This is a genomic window from Nonomuraea sp. NPDC049421 (assembly GCF_040677005.1).
Lineage (GTDB): Bacteria > Actinomycetota > Actinomycetes > Streptosporangiales > Streptosporangiaceae > Nonomuraea > Nonomuraea salmonea.
On the sequence record NZ_JBFAQA010000013.1, the window covers coordinates 133,369 to 150,403 of the forward strand.

19 protein-coding genes are annotated in these 17,035 nt (G+C 71.7%); 7 read left to right on the forward strand and 12 right to left on the reverse strand.

Annotation, left to right across the window (positions count from 1 at the left end; all coding sequences use genetic code 11):
* Positions 1 to 20: 20 nt before the first annotated feature.
* Positions 21 to 959 (forward strand): glycine cleavage T C-terminal barrel domain-containing protein, encoded by a 939-nt coding sequence (locus tag AB0K18_RS23225; protein WP_364917462.1) that lies wholly within the window; start codon positions 21 to 23, stop codon positions 957 to 959.
* Here the strand turns inward: AB0K18_RS23225 and dtd are convergent.
* On the reverse strand, positions 956 to 1,381 hold the full coding sequence (gene dtd, locus AB0K18_RS23230; RefSeq protein ID WP_364917464.1) for a D-aminoacyl-tRNA deacylase: 426 nt from the start codon (positions 1,379 to 1,381) through the stop codon (positions 956 to 958). The genes AB0K18_RS23225 and dtd overlap by 4 nt on opposite strands.
* Before the next feature lie 62 nt (positions 1,382 to 1,443).
* On the opposite strand from dtd, the gene AB0K18_RS23235 reads away from it, so the two are divergent.
* On the forward strand, positions 1,444 to 2,352 hold the full coding sequence (locus tag AB0K18_RS23235) for an asparaginase (RefSeq protein ID WP_364917467.1): 909 nt from the start codon (positions 1,444 to 1,446) through the stop codon (positions 2,350 to 2,352).
* Here AB0K18_RS23235 and AB0K18_RS23240 read toward each other — a convergent pair.
* A complete protein-coding gene (locus AB0K18_RS23240) occupies positions 2,349 to 3,968 on the reverse strand; it encodes a DUF2207 domain-containing protein (protein ID WP_364917470.1) in 1,620 nt (539 codons plus the stop codon). The two genes, AB0K18_RS23235 and AB0K18_RS23240, sit on opposite strands and share 4 nt — an antisense overlap.
* 27 nt (positions 3,969 to 3,995) lie before the next feature.
* Positions 3,996 to 5,072: an FAD-dependent monooxygenase gene (locus AB0K18_RS23245; protein ID WP_364917472.1), complete on the reverse strand. Its 1,077-nt coding sequence runs from the start codon at positions 5,070 to 5,072 to the stop codon at positions 3,996 to 3,998.
* Between the two features lie 110 nt (positions 5,073 to 5,182).
* Here AB0K18_RS23245 and AB0K18_RS23250 point away from each other — a divergent pair, with 110 nt between their 5' ends.
* Positions 5,183 to 6,094, forward strand: coding sequence for a GntR family transcriptional regulator (locus AB0K18_RS23250; protein ID WP_364917475.1), 912 nt, complete (start codon positions 5,183 to 5,185; stop codon positions 6,092 to 6,094).
* Here the strand turns inward: AB0K18_RS23250 and AB0K18_RS23255 are convergent.
* The gene (locus AB0K18_RS23255; RefSeq protein ID WP_364917477.1) at positions 6,091 to 6,825 is read right to left on the reverse strand and encodes an alanyl-tRNA editing protein; all 735 of its coding nucleotides are present in this window, start codon (positions 6,823 to 6,825) and stop codon (positions 6,091 to 6,093) included. The genes AB0K18_RS23250 and AB0K18_RS23255 overlap by 4 nt on opposite strands.
* 28 nt (positions 6,826 to 6,853) lie before the next feature.
* Here AB0K18_RS23255 and AB0K18_RS23260 point away from each other — a divergent pair, with 28 nt between their 5' ends.
* Complete coding sequence (locus AB0K18_RS23260) at positions 6,854 to 7,516, forward strand: SGNH/GDSL hydrolase family protein (protein WP_364917479.1); 663 nt, start codon at positions 6,854 to 6,856, stop codon at positions 7,514 to 7,516.
* Here the strand turns inward: AB0K18_RS23260 and AB0K18_RS23265 are convergent.
* The 5 genes from AB0K18_RS23265 to AB0K18_RS23285 all read right to left on the reverse strand — a co-directional run bounded on the left by AB0K18_RS23265 (position 7,501) and on the right by AB0K18_RS23285 (position 10,241).
* Positions 7,501 to 7,866, reverse strand: a complete 366-nt coding sequence (locus AB0K18_RS23265; RefSeq protein WP_364917483.1) for a DUF2516 family protein — start codon at positions 7,864 to 7,866, stop codon at positions 7,501 to 7,503. The genes AB0K18_RS23260 and AB0K18_RS23265 overlap by 16 nt on opposite strands.
* Positions 7,867 to 7,988: 122 nt before the next feature.
* On the reverse strand, positions 7,989 to 8,426 hold the full coding sequence (locus AB0K18_RS23270) for a hypothetical protein (protein WP_364917486.1): 438 nt from the start codon (positions 8,424 to 8,426) through the stop codon (positions 7,989 to 7,991).
* 3 nt (positions 8,427 to 8,429) lie between these two features.
* A complete protein-coding gene (locus tag AB0K18_RS23275; RefSeq protein WP_345395298.1) occupies positions 8,430 to 8,921 on the reverse strand; it encodes a helix-turn-helix transcriptional regulator in 492 nt (163 codons plus the stop codon).
* 61 nt (positions 8,922 to 8,982) lie between these two features.
* Entirely contained in the window at positions 8,983 to 9,888 is a 906-nt protein-coding gene (locus tag AB0K18_RS23280; protein WP_364917489.1) for a M56 family metallopeptidase, read from the reverse strand.
* Complete coding sequence (locus AB0K18_RS23285; protein WP_345395304.1) at positions 9,885 to 10,241, reverse strand: BlaI/MecI/CopY family transcriptional regulator; 357 nt, start codon at positions 10,239 to 10,241, stop codon at positions 9,885 to 9,887. The genes AB0K18_RS23280 and AB0K18_RS23285 overlap by 4 nt, the downstream gene beginning before the upstream one ends.
* A gap of 107 nt (positions 10,242 to 10,348) precedes the next feature.
* Here AB0K18_RS23285 and AB0K18_RS23290 point away from each other — a divergent pair, with 107 nt between their 5' ends.
* Genes AB0K18_RS23290 through AB0K18_RS23300 form a run of 3 tightly spaced genes read left to right on the forward strand, consistent with a single transcriptional unit; the run spans position 10,349 to position 12,524 of the window.
* Positions 10,349 to 10,996 (forward strand): hypothetical protein, encoded by a 648-nt coding sequence (locus tag AB0K18_RS23290; protein WP_364917492.1) that lies wholly within the window; start codon positions 10,349 to 10,351, stop codon positions 10,994 to 10,996.
* On the forward strand, positions 10,989 to 12,002 hold the full coding sequence (locus AB0K18_RS23295) for a methyltransferase (RefSeq protein ID WP_364917496.1): 1,014 nt from the start codon (positions 10,989 to 10,991) through the stop codon (positions 12,000 to 12,002). Before AB0K18_RS23290 ends, AB0K18_RS23295 begins: the two co-directional genes overlap by 8 nt.
* Before the next feature lie 18 nt (positions 12,003 to 12,020).
* Complete coding sequence (locus AB0K18_RS23300) at positions 12,021 to 12,524, forward strand: O-acetyl-ADP-ribose deacetylase (RefSeq protein WP_364917499.1); 504 nt, start codon at positions 12,021 to 12,023, stop codon at positions 12,522 to 12,524.
* Here AB0K18_RS23300 and AB0K18_RS23305 read toward each other — a convergent pair.
* From AB0K18_RS23305 to AB0K18_RS23315, 3 genes are all read right to left on the reverse strand, one after another.
* Positions 12,521 to 15,265 (reverse strand): AbfB domain-containing protein, encoded by a 2,745-nt coding sequence (locus AB0K18_RS23305; RefSeq protein WP_364917502.1) that lies wholly within the window; start codon positions 15,263 to 15,265, stop codon positions 12,521 to 12,523. The genes AB0K18_RS23300 and AB0K18_RS23305 overlap by 4 nt on opposite strands.
* 165 nt (positions 15,266 to 15,430) lie before the next feature.
* On the reverse strand, positions 15,431 to 16,222 hold the full coding sequence (locus tag AB0K18_RS23310) for a class I SAM-dependent methyltransferase (RefSeq protein WP_364917505.1): 792 nt from the start codon (positions 16,220 to 16,222) through the stop codon (positions 15,431 to 15,433).
* Complete coding sequence (locus tag AB0K18_RS23315) at positions 16,215 to 16,958, reverse strand: SDR family NAD(P)-dependent oxidoreductase (RefSeq protein WP_364917508.1); 744 nt, start codon at positions 16,956 to 16,958, stop codon at positions 16,215 to 16,217. Before AB0K18_RS23315 ends, AB0K18_RS23310 begins: the two co-directional genes overlap by 8 nt.
* Positions 16,959 to 17,035: the final 77 nt, after the last annotated feature.

A 17,035-nucleotide genomic window follows, 5' to 3' on the forward strand; every position in this document is an offset into this window, starting at 1 on the left:
GGGCGGATAGCCTGGAAGGCATGCGTAGCCCTCTGCTCGATCTCCCCGGCGCAGTCGCCGCCGACGCGCCGGACTCCGACGTAGCCGCCCACTACGGCGACCTGTTCGCCGAGCAGCGCGCGCTGGCGAAGGGAGAGGCGGTCGTCGACCGCAGCAACCGCGAGGTCGTCCGCATCTCCGGCGCCGACCGGCTGAAATGGCTCAACGACCTGACCTCGCAAAAGCTCGACACGCTGCGCCCGGGCGAGTGGACGCAGACGCTCGACCTCGACCTGCAGGGCCGCGTGCAGCACCACCTGACGCTGGTCGACGACGGCGAGACCATGCTCGCCCACGTCGAGCCGGGCACCGGGCAGAGCCTGATCGACTATCTCGACCGCATGCGGTTCATGCTGCGGGTCGAGGTGTCGCGGGCCGACGACCTCGCGGTGCTCTCCACGGCCTCCGAGGACTTCCTGGTGCCGCGGTCCGAGCTGGCCGAGCATCTCGGGCGGCCGCTGGCGGGGCTGTGGGCGTACGAGGCGCTGCGCATCGAGGCGCACCGGCCGCGGCTCGGGTTCGAGACCGACCACAAGACGATCCCCCACGAGGTGGGCTGGATCGGCGCGGCCGTGCATCTCAGCAAGGGCTGCTACCGCGGCCAGGAGACGGTGGCGCGGGTGCACAACCTCGGCCATCCGCCGCGCCGCCTGGTCTTCCTGCACCTCGACGGCAGCGTCGACACGCTGCCCCCGCACGGCGCCCCGGTGATCTTCGAGAGCCAGGAGGTCGGCGTGGTGGGTTCGGCGGCCCGCCACCACGAGCTGGGCCCGATCGCGCTCGCGGTGGTCAAGCGCACGGTGCCGATCGACGCGCCGCTGCTGGCCGGTGGGGTGGCGGCGGCCCAGGAGGTCGTCGTGCCGCCGGACGCGGGGCGTAACGTCAGCATCGATCCGTCGCTGCGCCGCCGCATCCGCTAAAACTCGAGGACGACCGTGATGGGGCCGTCGTTGACCAGGGACACCTGCATGTCGGCCCCGAACACCCCCGTCTCCACGTGCGCGCCGAGTGCCCGCAGCTCCTCGATCACGGCGTCCACCAGCGGCTCGGCCACCGGTCCTGGGGCCGCGGCCTGCCAGGTGGGGCGGCGGCCCTTGCGGGCGTCGCCGTACAGCGTGAACTGGCTGATCACCAGCAGCGGCGCCGACACGTCGGAGCAGGACTTCTCGCCGTGCAGGATGCGCAGCCCCCACAGCTTGGCGGCGAGCTTCGCGGCCTCGGCGCGCGTGTCGGTGTGCGTGACCCCCACCAGGACCAGCAGGCCGGGCTCCGCGATGGCCCCGACCGTGCGTCCTTCGACCTCGACCGAGGCCGACCTGACTCTCTGTACGACTGCTCGCATGGGATCCCATTCTGGACCAGGTCAAACGCCTCCATACACTCGTGTCGAAAGGGGTTAAGAACATGTCGATGGTTGTGGAAGTCGTCCGGTCCGGGTTCGTGGAGTCCACTCACCTGGCCCGCATGCTGACCGTGGACGCCGCGGGGCGCCCGGTCGAGACCAGGGGAGCGGTGCACGTGCCGGCCTCGCCACGGTCGTCGATGAAGCCGCTCCAGGCGCTCGGCATGCTCCGGGCCGGCCTGGACCTGGAGGACGAGCTGCTGGCGCTGGCCTGCGCCTCCCACTCGGGCGAGCCGTTCCACGTGGAGGGCGTCAGGAAGATCCTGGCGGGCGCGGGGCTGGACGAGTCGGCTCTGCTGTGCCCTGAGGACTACCCGTTCGACCGCGCGGTGACCGAGCGCGGGCGGGTCTACATGAACTGCTCGGGCAAGCACGCCGCCATGCTGGCCACCTGCGCGCTCAACGACTGGCCGCTGACGACGTACCTGGAGCCGGCGCATCCGCTGCAGCGCGCGATCAGGGAGACGGTGGAGGAGCTGACCGGCGAGCGGGTCGCCGCCTCGGGCGTGGACGGGTGCGGGGCGCCGCTGTTCTTCGTCTCGATGCTCGGGGTGACCAAGGCGTTCCGCGCGTTCCCGATGTCGTCGCCCGACGCGTACGAGCGCAAGATCTTCGACTCGATGCGCACCTACCCGGAGTGGACGTCGGGCACCGACCGGCCCGAGGCGAAGCTGATGCGGGCGTTGCCCGGCCTGATGCTCAAGGCCGGGGCCGAGGCGTTCGACGCGTTCGCGTTCGAGGACGGCCGGGCCGGCACGGTCAAGATCGAGGACGGCTCGGCGCGCGCCCGCGTCGCGGTCACCGTGGCGGCGCTGCGCTCGCTCGGCCTGGACGCGCCCGAGCTGGCCGAGCTGGGCGCCCCCGCCGTGCTCGGCGGCGGCCGCCCGGTCGGCGAGTTGCGGGTGCGCTAGAGGCTGCGGAACTGGCGGGTGGCGGAGATGGCCCCCGAGGTCGTCGTGGTGAACGTACGCATCGACCCGGCGAACTTGGACAGGTCCCACTCCGCCGGCCCGTGGTACCAGTAGAGGTTGTCGGCCCGCTGCCCGTTGCCGGTGACGGAGGCCACCACCCGCGACCAGTGCTCGACCCCGTCGAAGATCACAGCGTAGGGCAGGTAGCGGGAGAACAGCTCCACCCGGTGCTGCTCGGGCACGTCGCCCAGCTCGCCGGAGAACAGATATTGGCGGAAGCGCATCGTCTGGGCGAGCGCGGCCGAGCCCTTGGCGGTCTTCGCGGGCATGTACTGCCCGCCGGCCGCCAGCGCGCCGCCCGCGATGACGACGGCCAGGCCGAGCAGCCCGTACGTGGTGAACCAGGCCAGCGCGACGGTGGCCAGCAGGCCCACCCCGATGAGCACCACGCCGAGCGTCGTCCAGCGGGTGCGCTCGGTGTCGGGCCTGCGGGCGAACCAGCCCTGCTTGACCACGTCGGCGTAGAGCGCGTCGCGCACCTCGCCGAGGTGGCTGGCGAACGAGCCGGACAGCTGCGACAGCAGCACGTGGTCGCGGCCCTCGAAGACGGCGTCGTAGAGCGCCCGCTCGTAGGGCAGGAGCGCGTCCACGGGCGCGCTGGGCAGCTTGACGAGCATCCAGTCGGGCGCGTCGTACGTCTGCCGCGGCTGCTCGTCGATGCGCAGGTAGCCGCGGACGGCGAGGTCGACGATGGTCGCGGTGACGTCGACGACGTCGGCCTGCTCGTCCACCAGCGTGCCGATCTGGCCGGGCCGCACGCCGTCGGGCGGGGTGAAGTGGCCGTTCTGCACCGCCGCCATGGGGCCGCCGTCGTGGCCCGCGGCCCTGGCGTCGCGCCCGCGCGTCCAGTAGAGCAGCCCGATGCCGCCGAGCAGCAGCACCAGCAGGCCGGTCAGGGTGCCGCCGGTGATGGCGTCGAGGGTGAAGGCGGCCGACAGGGAGAAGCGCCGGTCGAGGATGGGCTCGGCCCCCGTGACGCCCTCCGGGTAGCCGACGACGACGGTCAGCGTCTCGCCTGACGCGAGGTCGTCCTGCTCGAAGTCGGCCTGGGTGGCCTCGTGGTTCATCGAGGCCGAGGTGCAGCCGACGGCGGAGGTCAGCTCACCGGCGAAGCACGACAGGCTCTGGATCTGGCCGGGGCCTTGGACGTGCACGGTCGCCTTGGTGACGGGCTGGTTCCAGCCGCCGACCGCGAACCAGCGCAGCTCGTCGACGTCGCCCGAGGGGGTCACCGCGCCCTTGACGTCGTACTCGACGGTCTGGCCCGCCACGGTGAGCACGTCGCCCGACAGGGTGCCGCCCTTGACGTTCGCGATCTGGTACAGGCGGTCGCTGGTGTCGTCGTAGCGGGTCCTGGTGAGGAACGTCCGCTTGAGCTCTCCCGACGCCCCGCCGATCTTCTCGACCACGTGCAGGGTGCCGTCCTTGCCGAGGGTCATCGTCACCTCGTCCGTGATCCCGGCCTGCGCCGCTGCGGCCGGGGCCGCGGCTGAGGCTGCGGTCAACGTCAGAGCGGTGGCCGCGAGGGCGGTCAACGTGAGTCTGAAACCCGTCATGGCGGGACATCGTAGCGGTTTGTACCGTCAGTCCAGCGTGATGGCGTTGGCCGCCCGCTGCACGCTCTCCGGGGAGGCGGGCCCGCCGGGGTTCTCCAGGGCGAGCGCCTGGTTGGCCGCGACGAACGGCCGCAGGCGCCGCTCGTACCGCTCCCAGGCGCCCAGCGGGTCCGCGATCAGCTCCTCGGCCAGCACGTACGCCCCCACCATCGCCAGGCTCGTGCCCTGTCCCGACAGCGGCGAGGCGCAGTAGCCGGCGTCGCCGACCAGCGCCACCCGCCCGGTGCTCCAGCGGTCCATCCTGACCTGGGCGATGGCGTCGAAGTAGAAGTCGTCGGCCTTCCACATGGCGTCGAGGAGCCTCGGCGCCTCCCACACGTGGGCGCAGCGCTCCTGCACCAGCCGCTTCTGCCCCTCGACGTCGCGGTGGTCGTACGGGAAGGGCTCGGCGGCGAAGCCCAGGTTGACCAGCATCCGCGCCGGGTCGCGATCGCTGAACACGACGCCTCCCGCCTCGCCCTCGGTGAACCAGGTCTGCCAGTGGTCGAGGCCGAGGAAGTTGTCGGCGGTGAAGATGGAGATGTACTGGCCGAGGTGGTGCACATACCGCGACTCGGGGCCGAAGGCCAGCGCGCGCACCTTCGAGTGCAGGCCGTCGGCGCCGATGACGACGTCGTAGCGGTCGTGGCCGCCGCTCTCGTACGTCACCTCGCCGTCCTCGGTCAGGGTGGCGATCGAGTCGCCGTGGACGCGGCGGGCCGGGCTCGCTGCGGTGAGCGCGGCGACCAGGTCGCCGCGCATGATCTCGACGTCGGGGCTGTCGAACCGGCCGCCGCTGACCGTCTGCTCGGTGTCGCGCATCAGCTCGGTGCCGTGGCCGTCGACCATGGACATGCCGCGCATGGTCGTGCGCAGGCCCCTGATCTCGTCCAGCACCCCCATCCGCTCGGCGACGGTGAGCGCCGCGCCCCTGACGTCGATGGCCTGCCCGCCCTCGCGCGGGGTCGGCGCCCGCTCGACCACGGTCACCTCCGCCCCCGCGCGCCCGAGGAAGTGGGCCAGCACGGCACCGCCCACACCCGCACCGGAAACGAGGACTCTCATGGTGTCGCTCCTTGCTGTTGACGTTGTACGCAAACGTGAATGTACGCAGTACATACAGCAGGTAGCAAGCTATAGTAGGGAGAATCTGTACTAGTACAGGAGGAGAGCCGATGGCCGACGCGGTCCCGCCCCACGCCCGCATCGCCGCCGACATCAAGCGGCGCATCGCGGAAGGCAGGCTCCGCCCAGGCGAGCGCGTGCCCTCGACCAGGCAGCTCGCCAGAGACTGGAACGTCGCCCTGGCCACCGCCGCCAAGGCGCTCACGCTGCTGGCCAGAGAGGGCGTCGTGGTCGCCGAGCCCAGGGTGGGCACCGTCGTGGCCGAGAGCCGCACCCCCAAGCTCAGGCCGGCGTCGCACGAGCACGACCTGACCCGCGAGCGCATCGTGCGGGCGGCCGTCGAGATCGCCGACGAGGACGGGCTGGAGGAGCTGACCATGCGGGGCCTCGCCACCCGCCTGGGCGTCGCCACCATGTCCCTCTACCGCCACGTGGGCGGCAAGGACGACCTGGTCATGCTCATGGTGGGCGCGGTGATCGGCGACTTCCCGCTGCCGCGGGAGGCGCCCGAGGGCTGGCGGGCGGCGATGGAGATCTCCGCCAGGACGCAGTGGGCCGTCTACCGCGCCCACCCATGGGTGGCCGGCACGACCTCGCTGACCCGGCCGATGCCCTCACCGGCGCTGCTGGAGCACACCGAGTGGGCGATGCGCGCGCTCACCGGCACGAGCCTCGACCCGGTGACCAAGATGCACGTGCACACCCTGCTCTTCAGCTACGTGCAGGGCATGGCGGCCAACCTGGAGCTCGAACGGCGGGCCCGCGCCCACACCGGCATGAGCGCCGAGGAGTGGATGGACGCGCAGTCTCCGGCCCTGCTCGGTCTCGCCGCGTCGGGCCGCCATCCCGCCTTCGCCCGGCTCATCGAGGAGTTGGGCGACGACTTCGACCTCGACCTCGACCTGCTCTTCGAGTTCGGCCTGACGCCGCTGCTCGACGGCCTGGAGAAGGTGGTCGGCTAGTCGGCGATGCGGATGCGCAGGCGGCGGAAGCCGCGTCCCTTGCTCTCGACCTTGGCCACCTCGATGCGGCCGATCTGCTTGGTGGAGGCGACGTGGGTGCCGCCGTCGGCCTGGGTGTCGAGGCCGACGATGTCGACGATGCGGACGTCCTGCACGCTCTCGGGCACGAGGTTGGTGGCCGTGCGGACGATGTCGGGGATGGCGAACGCCTCGGCCCTCGGCAGCACCCGTACGTCGATGCGCCGGTCGGCGGCGATCTCGGCGTTGCAGGCGTGCTCCACGGCCTCCTTGAAGCCGGGCGGCACCTCGGGCAGGTTGAAGTCCATGCGGGCGCTCAGCGGGTCCATGTTGCCGCCGGTGACCAGGCAGCCGTAGTCCCTGAACACCACGCCGCACAGCACGTGCAGGCCGGAGTGCGTACGCATGAGCGCAGAGCGCCGCTCGTCGGCCACCGCGGCCCTGACGACCGTGCCGGCCGGCGGGATCGGATCGTCCTCCGCCGGAATCAGGTAGAGATCGTCGCCTTTGCGCACTCCGACGATGCGGGTTTCGACGCCTTGCCAGATCAGAACGCCGTGATCCGCCGGCTGGCCGCCCCCACCTGGATAGAATGCCGACCTGCTCAGCACGATGCCCTCGGGTGTGGCGTCCAGGACGACGGCCTCGAAGTCACGCAGACTCTGGTCGGACAACTCCAGTCGTTGCGTGCGTCCGTGGAGATCGGTGCTCATATCGGCAGCCTAGTGCCCTGGGGTGGTCATGCGGAGCCTGACGCGAAGCGCCGCGGTCCTCGTGCTGCTGGCCCTGCCGGCCTGCGGCGACGTCGCCGACCCGCCGCTCGGGGCGCGGCTGCCCGCGCCCGTGCTGATGTTCGTGGGCGACAGCTTCGCCGTGGGGTCAGGGCCGGTGCCGCGCTGGGAGAGCTACGCGTCCCAGACCGCCAGGCTCATGGGCTGGCAGCCGATCATCGCCGGCGCGAGCGGCACCGGCTTCTGCAACGCCGGGCGGGCGGGCCGCACATTCCAGCGCTCGTACGAACTGGAGCTGGCCTGGCGGCCGGCCCCCGACCTGCTCGTCATCTCCGGCGGCCACAACGACCGCCGCTGGAGCCCCGACCACGTGCGTCGCGCCGCGACCGCCCTGCTCGCCCAGGTGCGCACCCACTGGCCCGAGACCAGGACGGTCATGGTGGGCCCCATCTGGCTGGAGGACCCGCCGCGCCGCGCGTACGGCGTGCGCGACGCCCTCGCCCAGGCCGCCGCGGCGGGGAAGGTGCCCTTCCTCGACCCCATGCTCAGGACGTGGCCGCGCGAGGCGGTGCTGCCCGACGGCATCCACCCGACGCGCGCCGGCCACGAACGGCTGGCCGCCTGGCTGGCCGGCGAACTGAGAGCCCACCAGAGGGCTTACCAGGGGCCGTAGGGGCCGCTGTTGCCCCGGCCGCCCATGCCCTTGACGGCCGGCTTCACGTCGACGATGTAGACGGTGGCCGCGATGACGGCCGCGATGGAGAAGATGCCGAGCCCGATGCCGAGGAACCCGCTGCCGCCGACCATCGTGAACGCCTGGAAGTAGCTCAGCGCGCCGGCGGCGGAGAACAGCGTGGCCAGGGCGAGGATCAGCAGCCACAGGTTCTTCTGCAGCTTGCCCGCCGCGACGAAGGCGTTGGCCGGCACCCGCAGCGCGTGCACCAGCGCGTAGACCGACATGCCGAGGATGGCCACGGCGAGCACCAGGAAGAGGAGGTTGAAGACCCCGTAGATCATGTTCATGTAGTCGTCTCCGCCCAACGCCGCGAACCAAACGGCTTCAGCCTAATAGGCACCCCCGACCCGCGGGCACCCCGGAAAGGAAAGGCCCGCCTCCGCGCTGGGAGACGGGCCGCGGGCATGGGTCAGGCCTTGGGGGCCTTGCCCGTGCCGGACGTACGGGTCGCGCGCGGCTTCTTGACCGGCTCGACCGGCTCGGCGACGGGCGGCTCGGCGGCCACCGACACCTCCTCCAGCTCAAGGGCGGCCTCGCCGGTGGTCTTGCTGACCACGCGGCGGCCACGGGTGGCGAACTCCTCGTAGGCCTCGGTCGCCTTGTGGGTGAGCGTGTCGGCGTACGTGCGGGCCTTCTCGGGCAGCTCCCTGGCGATGCCCTCGGCCTTGTCGGCGTACTCGCGGGCCTTGACCGGCAGGTCCTTGGCCAGGTCGTAGCGGCGGGACTGGAGCTTCTGCAGCTGCTCGGGCAGCTCGCGCAGCTTCTCCACGGCGAAGTCGCCGACGCCGGCCACGGCGTAGAACGGCTTGGACTCGGTGAGCTTCTTGACCTCGGTGGCGAGCGTCATGGGTTAACCTTCCTTGGTTTCCTGGGTGACGTTGCCGTTGCGTGAGGTCGCCGCATAGGGCTCAAGAGCGGCGAGAAACTCCTCGGGCAGCGGCTCGTCGTCCGAATCGGCGTCGCGCCGGGGGCGGGCATTCTGGGAGGTCTGCTCGTCCTCGGCGGGATGCTCCTTGCGGAACGACTCATAAATGTCGATCAGCACCTGGCGCTGGCGTTCGCTGAGATGCGAGTCGGCTCTGATCGCGGTGAGCACGTCGCTCGGCGGCTCACGGTCCTCGATGAGGCCCGCCTGCACATAGAGCGCCTGCGAGGAGATGCGCAGACCTTTGGCGATCTGGTTGAGGATCTCCGCGCTCGGCTTGCGCAGGCCGCGCTCGATCTGGCTCAGGTAGGGGTTGGACACCCCTGCCGCCGCGGCGAGCTGGCGCAGCGAGATCTTCGCCTGCTGCCGCTGATCGCGGATGTATTCACCGATCGAGCCGACTTTGGGTAGTGCCATGCCTCATAGTCTGCCTCGCCCTGCTTGCAATTGCAAACAGAGTGGTTAACACCTGCAAGCGTCAGAGCTGGAAGAACCAGAGCAGCGGAGCGCTCGTGACCAACGTCACAGACAGGGCGATGTAGCTGGAACGGACCGTCATGGTCAGCTCGGGCAGCGGCTTGACCAGGCGATCGACCCTGGCCATGACGTTGTGGACGTGGACGCCGAGCATGCCGTGGGGCGTCGGCATCGCCCCTGACGCGCCGAAGCGCAGCAGCGCCGTCGCCAGCCGGCGCGGCGAGCAGTAGCGGCGGGCGCGGTCGTCGGCGGCCATCTCGATCAGCAGCTCGACCTGGGCCTGCGCGTCGGCCACCACCTTCGACCAGGGCAGCGCCCTGCGCAGCGCAGCGAACGGCAGCAGCACGAGGTCGTGGCGCTCGCGTACGTGGGCCGCCTCGTGGGCGAGCACGGCGGCCAGCTCGTCCTCCGACAGCAGCTTGAGCGCGCCCTCGCTGACCACGACCTGCGAGCGCAGCCCTGGCACGCAGTAGGCGGCGGCGCTGGGATGGTCGAGCACCCGCACGCCCGGCACGCCCGGGTCGTCGTGGGAGATCAGCGCGAGCAGCATGCGGTGCCTGCGGCGGGCCCGCAGCGCCTGCACGCCCGCGGTGAGCAGCACCGCGACCAGCACCGCGAGCGCGGTGAGCCCGGCGATCAGCGCCAGCACGTGGAGCGGGTCCCACGCCTGCGCGGGCGTCTCCCCGCGCGCGAACGCGACGAGCCCGGGGATCACGCCGGTGCCATAAGGCTGGACGGCGAAGGCGAGCATGGCGCCCGTGGTGGCGAGGCCCCAGGACACGCCGAGTGACTGCCAGACGATGATGGCCAGCCTGGGGGCGCGGGAGGTCCACCGGGCCGTGGTGAAACGCCAGGAGCCGACCGCGCACGCCAACGCGAGCGCTGCCAGCACCGCTGCCGTGATCACTCGTCCTCCAGCTCCGTAAGGGCTCTGCGCAGGATCTCCGCCTCCGTGCCCGACACGGCTTGGGCGAAGCGGGTCAGGGCGGCCGATCGGTCGCCCGTCAGGTCCAACGCCTCCAGCATAAGCTCGGCGATGTATGCGTCGCGGCTTTCGGCCGGCTGATATCTCCACGCGCGGCCGTCGCGGGTGCGCTCGAGAAAGCCCTTGCGGGTGAGGCGGTCGAGAACGGTCATGACCGTCGTGGGTGCGAGATCGCGGTCGGCGATGAGTTTGCCGACCTCGCGGGCGGTCAGCGCCGTGCTCTCCGCCCAGAGGATGTCCATGATGCTGCGCTCAAGCTCGCCAAGACCCTTCACGTCTTTCAGAGTAGCTCTACAACGTGTCGAGCTGGCATCCGGGGCGCAGGACTCCCTAACGTTGCTACGGTGTCACCGTCCGTAACCGACAAAGGAGTACGCCGAGCGTGGACCTGGAAGACGAGCGGCGGCTCGACCAGCTGATCCGGCGGCTGGAGACGTGGGCGGTCTTCGCCCGCGAGCCGGGCGTCACCGCCTCCGTCCAGGCCGCACTCCAGCGGCACTGCCGGATCGACCACGCCGCCATCCTCATGTTCCCCAGCGGGCTCGACGACCTGCGCGCCTCCCTGCGGATGCGCGGCTTCGAGATCCTGCGCACCTGCCCCAGCACGGTCGTGCGAAGTCGGCTGGCCGAGCGCTACGACCTCGACCTGCCCGTCCTCATCGCCTACGCCGTGCGCGCCACCGGCCCCGCCCTGGAGGTGTTCGTGCCCGAGCACGGCCCCGGCATCGGGCGGGTCGCGGTCCGCGAACGCGAGCGCAACGAGGAGACCCACCTCGCGCTCGAAGTCATCAGGCCCGACGAGATCGTGGTGCGCGGCCTCGGCAGGCTGCTCACCTCGGTGCTCGGGTTCGCCCCCGACGGCGGCGGGTTCAACCCGTACGAGGACGAGAGCAGGGGAGGCCGCACGGTGCTGTACTTCGGCCGGCCGGTCGCCTGGCCCCGGCGCGTCGAGCTGGCCTGCGCCGGCCACTATCCCCACGTCCTGCGCTCCCACCTCGACCGCACGCCCGCGCTGGTGGCCGATGGCTGACGACGGCGCGCACCGCGAGGTGCTGGCCAAGCTGACCGGCGCCTGGCTCACCCAGGCGGTGGCCGCCATGGCCGAGCTGGGGCTGGCCGACCGGCTCGACGAGCGCCCGCTGACCTGCGGCGAGCTGGCCCGCGCGTGCGGTGTGCACGCGGGCGCGCTGTTCCGGCTGCTGCGCCTGCTGGAGAGCCACGACCTGGTCGAGCAGGGCACGGGCGGCGCGTACGCGCTGACGCCCACCGGCGCGCTGCTGTCCAGCCGCCACCCCGACTCGCTGGCCGACCTGGCCCTGTTCTACGCGGGCCCGTTCTACGCCTCGTGGGGCGCGCTGCCGTACGCGGTCAGGACCGGCAGGCAGGGCTTCGAGCACGTCTACGGCAAGCCGTTCTTCGACCACACCGCCGAGCACCCGGAGATGGGCGCCGCCTTCGACCGGGCCATGGCCTGCGGGTCGTCGTTCTTCACCCAGCTTCCGCAGGTCTACGACTTCACCCGGCACCGCCACGTCGTCGACGTCGGCGGTGGCCGCGGCGCGCTGCTCGCGGCCGTGCTGGCGCAGGTCGAGGGGGTGCGCGGCACGTTGTTCGACGGTCCTGGAGCCGTCGAGCGGGGCCGCGCGGCGCTCACCGAGGCGGGGCTGGCCGATCGGTGCGACTTCGCGGCGGGCGACTTCTTCGCGCAGGTGCCGTCCGGCGGCGACGTCTACCTGCTCTCGCGGATCCTGCACGACTGGGACGACGAGCCCTGCGCGCGGGTGCTGGCCAACTGCCGGGCGGCGATGCCCGCAGGCGGGCGGCTGCTCGTCCTGGAGCGGCTCGTCCCCGAGCGGCCGCACGACGCGCCGGGCGCGCTCGCCATCGCGTGGGACGTGCACATGCTCGTCAACAACGGCGCGGGCCGTGAGCGCACCTACCTCGAGTACGAGCGGCTGCTGGCCGGCGCCGGGTTCGCGCTGGAGGACGTACGCGGGCTGCCCCTCGACGTGAACGTGCTCGTCGCCCGCGCCTGAGCTGGCAGGCTGGGCGTCATGGAAGTGACGCTCGTCCAAGGCGACATCACCGAGCAGCGGGTGGACGCGATCGTCAACGCCGCCAACTCCTCTCTCATGGGCGGCGGCGGCGTGGACGGCGCCATCCACCGGCGTGGCGGCTCCGAGATCCTCCAGGAGTGCAGGAACCTCAGGGCCGGCCACTACGGCAAGGGCCTGCCGACCGGCCAGGCCGTGGCGACCACGGCCGGCCGGCTGCCCGCGCGCTGGGTCATCCACACCGTCGGGCCCGTCCACTCACGCTCGGACGACCGCTCCGCGCTGCTCGCCTCCTGCCACGTCGAGTCGCTGCGGGTGGCCGACGAGCTGGGCGCCGCCACGGTGGCCTTCCCCGCGATCTCGACCGGCATCTACGGCTGGCCGGTCGACGACGCCGCCCGCATCGCGCTCGACGCCGTGCGCGGGGCCCCGACGTCGGTGCGCGAGGTGCGGTTCGTGCTGTTCGACGCGGTCGCGTACGCGGCCTTCGAGACCCTGCTCTAGGGCGCCCACGGGGGCGCGACCGCCCACGTGGCGTCCTCGTCGTAGTGCGCGGGGTCGTCGAAGGCGTGCGGGCCGCCCGGCACCGCGATGTGCACGGCCTCGGCGAAGTGCCTGACCGCGTGCCCCGCGATGTTGTACGACGCAAGCGTCACCCCCGACGAGCCCGCCCGCGGCGGCTGCGCGCAGAAGGTGGCGTCCTGGTCGAACAGCGCCGTGCCGTCGCGGGCGTCCTTGCGCACCCTGAAGTCGGCGTGGCGCAGGTAGTGGCCGGCGAAGTTGCGCGACTCGAAGGAGTAGCAGCTGCCGTCGGCCAGGCCCCGCCGGACGTGGAAGGTGGCGTCCTCCTTGAGCAGCTGCGCGCTTGAGGCGGTCACCACGTCGGTGCGGGCGAGCCCGTCCCGGTGACGCAGGTAGCGGTCGGTGAAGCCGGGCGTGGTCACCCGCAGGCTCAGCGCCGACCCCACGGTCAGGTCGGCGCCGCTGCGCCACCACGGCGTGGCCGGCAGCCAGGTGACGTCGGCGGCGAAGCTCGCGGGGGTGTCCCATGTGTTGGGGCCGCCGCTGCGCGCCACGTAGACGGCGTCGGCGTAGTGGCGCAGGAAGTGTCCTGGCAGGTTGAGCGACTCCAGCGCGACGCCGGTGCCGGCCTGGGCGTCGCGGGCGCAGAACGTCGCGTCCCTGTCGAACAGGGCCGAGCCGTCGCGGGCGTCCTTGCGCACCCTGAAGTCGGCGTGGCGAAGGTAGTGGCCGGCGAAGTTGCGCGACTCGAAGGAGAAGCAGGCGGCGTCGGCCAGGCCGGGGCGGACCCGCCAGGTGGCGTCCAGCTTGAGCCCGTCGGCGCTCGCCGCGCCGACCACGTCGGTGCGGGCCAGGCCGTCCTGGTGGCGCAGGAAGCGGTCGGTGTGTCCCGCGGTGGTGACGCGCAGGGAGACCAGGCCGTCCGCCGTCAGGCCCGTGGCGGATCGGATGACCGCCCGGTTCGCGGCCCGTACGCGGGCCGCGTCCATCTTGAGCACCCGCCTGTCGTACGTCCACAGGCCGTTGACCTCGTTCTCCACGTCCGTCGGCTGCGTGTAGATGGACGCGGACAGGCCGTTGTTCACGATGAGCGGTTTGAGCTGCTCGTTGATCGCCACGTAGCGGTCGGTCAGCGCGGTGGAGCTGGTGGTCATCTCGTACGCGAACCCGGTGCCGGGCCACTGGTGACCGGGGCTGAGCAGGCCGAGGCCGCCGAACTCGCCCAGCACGGCCACCCTGCTCGCGCTCGGCCGCTGCGGGGTGCCGGGGCCGACGTAGATGTGGTCGTCCACGACGTCGCCGTTGCCGCCGTCGAAGCCGCAGCAGTTGGAGCCCGAGTTGTTGTTCACCAGGCGGCTCGGGTCCCAGCCCTTGACCAGGTCGGCGATGCGGGCCGGGTCGTACTCGCCCCAGCCCTCGTTGAACGGCACCCACTGCACGATCGAGGTGAACCCACGCAGATGGTCGATCATCCGGCGCAGCTCGCTCTCGAAGTTCGACCGGTCGGCGGCCGAGGGGGTGGCGCCGGTGCGCATCGACGGCATGTCCTGCCAGACCAGCAGGCCGAGGCGGTCGGCCCAGTAGTACCAGCGGGCCGGCTCGACCTTGACGTGCTTGCGCACGGTGTTGAAGCCGAGCGCCTTCTGCTGCTCCAGGTCGAAGCGGAGGGCGGCGTCGGTGGGGGCCGTGGAGATGCCGTCGGGCCAGTAGCCCTGGTCGAGGGTGCCGAGCTGGTAGACGAACGTGCCGTTGAGCGTGGGGCGCAGGACGCCGCCGACCATGGCTTTGCCCACCGACCTCATGCCGAAATATCCGGACACGGTGTCGCCGCCGCCGGTGCCCGTCAGCGTGACCCTGAGGTCGTACAGGAAGGGGTCGTCAGGCGTCCACAGCCGCGCGTCCGGCACCGGGATCCGCAGGTGCGCGCCCGGCGCGCCCGTCGCCGTGCCGACCACCGTCCCGCCCGTCATGACCTCGGCCCTGACCTGCTGCCCCGAGACGCCGGTCGCGTGCACCACGAGGTCGAGTTGCCCGGCGGGCACGTCGGGGGTGGTGTCCAGGCGGGTGATGCTCGCCGCGCCGACCGGCTCCATCCACACCGTCTGCCAGATGCCCGAGTGCGCGGTGTAGAAGATGCCGCCGGGGGAGCGGCGCTGCTTGCCGATGGGGGCGCCGGTGGCGTCCACGGGGGCGTGCACGCCGACGATCAGCTCGTTCGCGCCGCTGCGCAGAGCCGGGGTGATGTCGAAGGAGAACGGGTCGTAGCCGCCGGTGTGGGTGCCGACCGGCACGCCGTTCACCCAGACGCGGGTCTCCCAGCTCACCGCGCCGAAGTTGAGCCGCACCCGGCGGCCCGACCAGCCGGCGGGGACGGTGAAGGTTCTGCGGTACCACATGCGGTCCTCGTGCCGCTGCACGCGCGACAGGCCCGACTCGATCGGGTACGGCACCAGCACCTCCCCGGCCAGGTTCTGGCCCACGGGCGGCGTGGTGAGCGATCCGGTGCCGGCGAACTGCCACAGGCCGTTGAGGTTCTGCCACTCGGGGCGTACGAGCTGAGGCCGCGGATACTCCGGCAACACGTTGCCCGGCGTCACCTCGGCGGTCCAGGGGGTGGTGAGCGGGGGCGCGGCCAGCGCCTCCTGCACGGGTAAGGCGACGACTGCTCCCGAGAGGACCAGCACCGCCGTGAGGCGGGCGGCCCAGCCGGAGAATCTGCTCATCTCGGCTCCTTGACGCGAGGACCGGTGCTGACTCCCCCCGACAGGTTGCGATCGAAGCTGAACGACTTCGACCGCACCGTGACCATATAACGGAGTTAACGTGCGCGAAATAGACCGTTTCCAGCGGAAACCGACCGGTGCTCCGAGTGCTTCAGCGGGAGTGCTTCAGCGGGGATCGATCGCCGACCACGGCAGGGTCAGCTCGCCGAGCCGCCACCGGGCGACGCCGCCGAGCGGCGGGTGGGCGGGCACGGGCCAGGTGCGTGACAGCTCCCCGATGGCCGCCAGCCACCGCTGCCGCCGCCCGTGCGCCCCGTAGGGCGCGCTGACCGCCCAGGACCGGTCGAAGTCGCTCAGAAAGGCGTGGATCCGCTCACCCGGCACGTTCCGGTGGATGAGTGTCTTGGGCAGCCGGTCAGCGAGGTCGGACGGCCGCTCGAAGGCGTCGAACCGGGCGGAGAAGGTGATGGTCTCCGGCCCCTCGGCGGTCAGCCCCACCCAGACCGCCCGCCGCCCGTTCTCCGACGAGGTGCCCTCCACCAGCACGCCGCCGGGCGCGAGGCCCGCCCGCAGCACCTCCCAGTAGTGCCACGCCTCGTCCTCGCCGTACTGGCGCAGCACGTTGAACGCGCGGACGAGGGCCGGCCGGCGCGGCACCGGCAGCTCGAAGCCGCCCAGCAGGAAGCTCAGCCCCTCCCGCTCGTACGGCCTGGCCAACGCCACCCGCGCGGGATCGATCTCGAGCCCCACCACCTCGACCTCCGGCGCGACACCGCGCAACCGGGTGAACAGCTCAAGCGTCGTGGTGTGCGAGGCGCCGTAGCCGAGATCCACCACCAGGGGCCGCTCGGCGGCGCGCAGCAGCCGGCCGTGCACGGCGGCGATCCAGCGGTCGCCGCGCCGCAGCCGGTTGTGGCCCGTCGTGCCCCTGGTGATGGTCCCGACCGGTTTAGCCACTGACGCGGTGCACCTTGTGCTGCGCCGCCTGGGCGCGCGGCCTGATGACCAGGCGGTCGATGTTGACGTGGGCCGGGCGGGTGACGCACCAGGCGATGGCGTCGGCCACGTCGTCGGAGCTCAGCGGGTCGGGCACACCCTGATAGACGCGGGCCGCGGCCGACTCGTCGCCCCTGAACCTGGTGACCGCGAAGCCCTCGGTCTTGACCATGCCGGGCGCGATCTCGACCATCCGCACCGGCTGCCCGACCAGCTCAAGACGCAGGGTCTCGGCCATCGAGCGCTGGGCGTGCTTCGCCGCGACGTAACCGCCGCCGCCCTCGTACGCGACGTGTCCCGCCGTCGAGGTGAGCATGACCAGCACGCCGTCGCCCGACTCGACGAGTTTGGGGATCAGCGCCTGGGACATGCGAAGGGAGCCGAGCACGTTCACGTCGTACATCCGCTGCCAGTCTTCCATCCGGCCCTCGGCCACCGGCTCCATGCCGTACGCGCCGCCCGCGTTGTTGACCAGCACGTCGCACCGCTCCAGGCCGGCCACCAGCGCGTCAACAGAGTCCTGTGAGGTCACGTCGAGCGTCACCGGCCTGATGGAGGGCACCTCGGCGGCCAGCTTGTCCAGCCGGTCGCGGCGTCGCGCGCCCGCAACCACGTCATAACCTTCGGCGGCGAGCCGCCGCGCGGTCGCCTCGCCGATTCCGCTGCTAGCACCCGTCACCACAGCCGTTTTCCGCATGGCCCCCATCCTGCCAGGAGCCCGGAGGCACGACTTTGTACCCCCACAAATGACCAGTTGTCGGGAATGTCAGAAAT

Coding starts and splice junctions, on each gene's coding strand:
- AB0K18_RS23225 (WP_364917462.1), top strand. CDS start 21: ATGCGTAGCCCTCTGCTCGATCTCCCCGGCGCAGTCGCCGCCGACGCG.
- dtd (WP_364917464.1), bottom strand. CDS start 1,381: ATGCGAGCAGTCGTACAGAGAGTCAGGTCGGCCTCGGTCGAGGTCGAA.
- AB0K18_RS23235 (WP_364917467.1), top strand. CDS start 1,444: ATGTCGATGGTTGTGGAAGTCGTCCGGTCCGGGTTCGTGGAGTCCACT.
- AB0K18_RS23240 (WP_364917470.1), bottom strand. CDS start 3,968: ATGACGGGTTTCAGACTCACGTTGACCGCCCTCGCGGCCACCGCTCTG.
- AB0K18_RS23245 (WP_364917472.1), bottom strand. CDS start 5,072: ATGAGAGTCCTCGTTTCCGGTGCGGGTGTGGGCGGTGCCGTGCTGGCC.
- AB0K18_RS23250 (WP_364917475.1), top strand. CDS start 5,183: ATGGCCGACGCGGTCCCGCCCCACGCCCGCATCGCCGCCGACATCAAG.
- AB0K18_RS23255 (WP_364917477.1), bottom strand. CDS start 6,825: ATGAGCACCGATCTCCACGGACGCACGCAACGACTGGAGTTGTCCGAC.
- AB0K18_RS23260 (WP_364917479.1), top strand. CDS start 6,854: ATGCGGAGCCTGACGCGAAGCGCCGCGGTCCTCGTGCTGCTGGCCCTG.
- AB0K18_RS23265 (WP_364917483.1), bottom strand. CDS start 7,866: ATGAACATGATCTACGGGGTCTTCAACCTCCTCTTCCTGGTGCTCGCC.
- AB0K18_RS23270 (WP_364917486.1), bottom strand. CDS start 8,426: ATGACGCTCGCCACCGAGGTCAAGAAGCTCACCGAGTCCAAGCCGTTC.
- AB0K18_RS23275 (WP_345395298.1), bottom strand. CDS start 8,921: ATGGCACTACCCAAAGTCGGCTCGATCGGTGAATACATCCGCGATCAG.
- AB0K18_RS23295 (WP_364917496.1), top strand. CDS start 10,989: ATGGCTGACGACGGCGCGCACCGCGAGGTGCTGGCCAAGCTGACCGGC.
- AB0K18_RS23300 (WP_364917499.1), top strand. CDS start 12,021: ATGGAAGTGACGCTCGTCCAAGGCGACATCACCGAGCAGCGGGTGGAC.
- AB0K18_RS23305 (WP_364917502.1), bottom strand. CDS start 15,265: ATGAGCAGATTCTCCGGCTGGGCCGCCCGCCTCACGGCGGTGCTGGTC.
- AB0K18_RS23315 (WP_364917508.1), bottom strand. CDS start 16,958: ATGCGGAAAACGGCTGTGGTGACGGGTGCTAGCAGCGGAATCGGCGAG.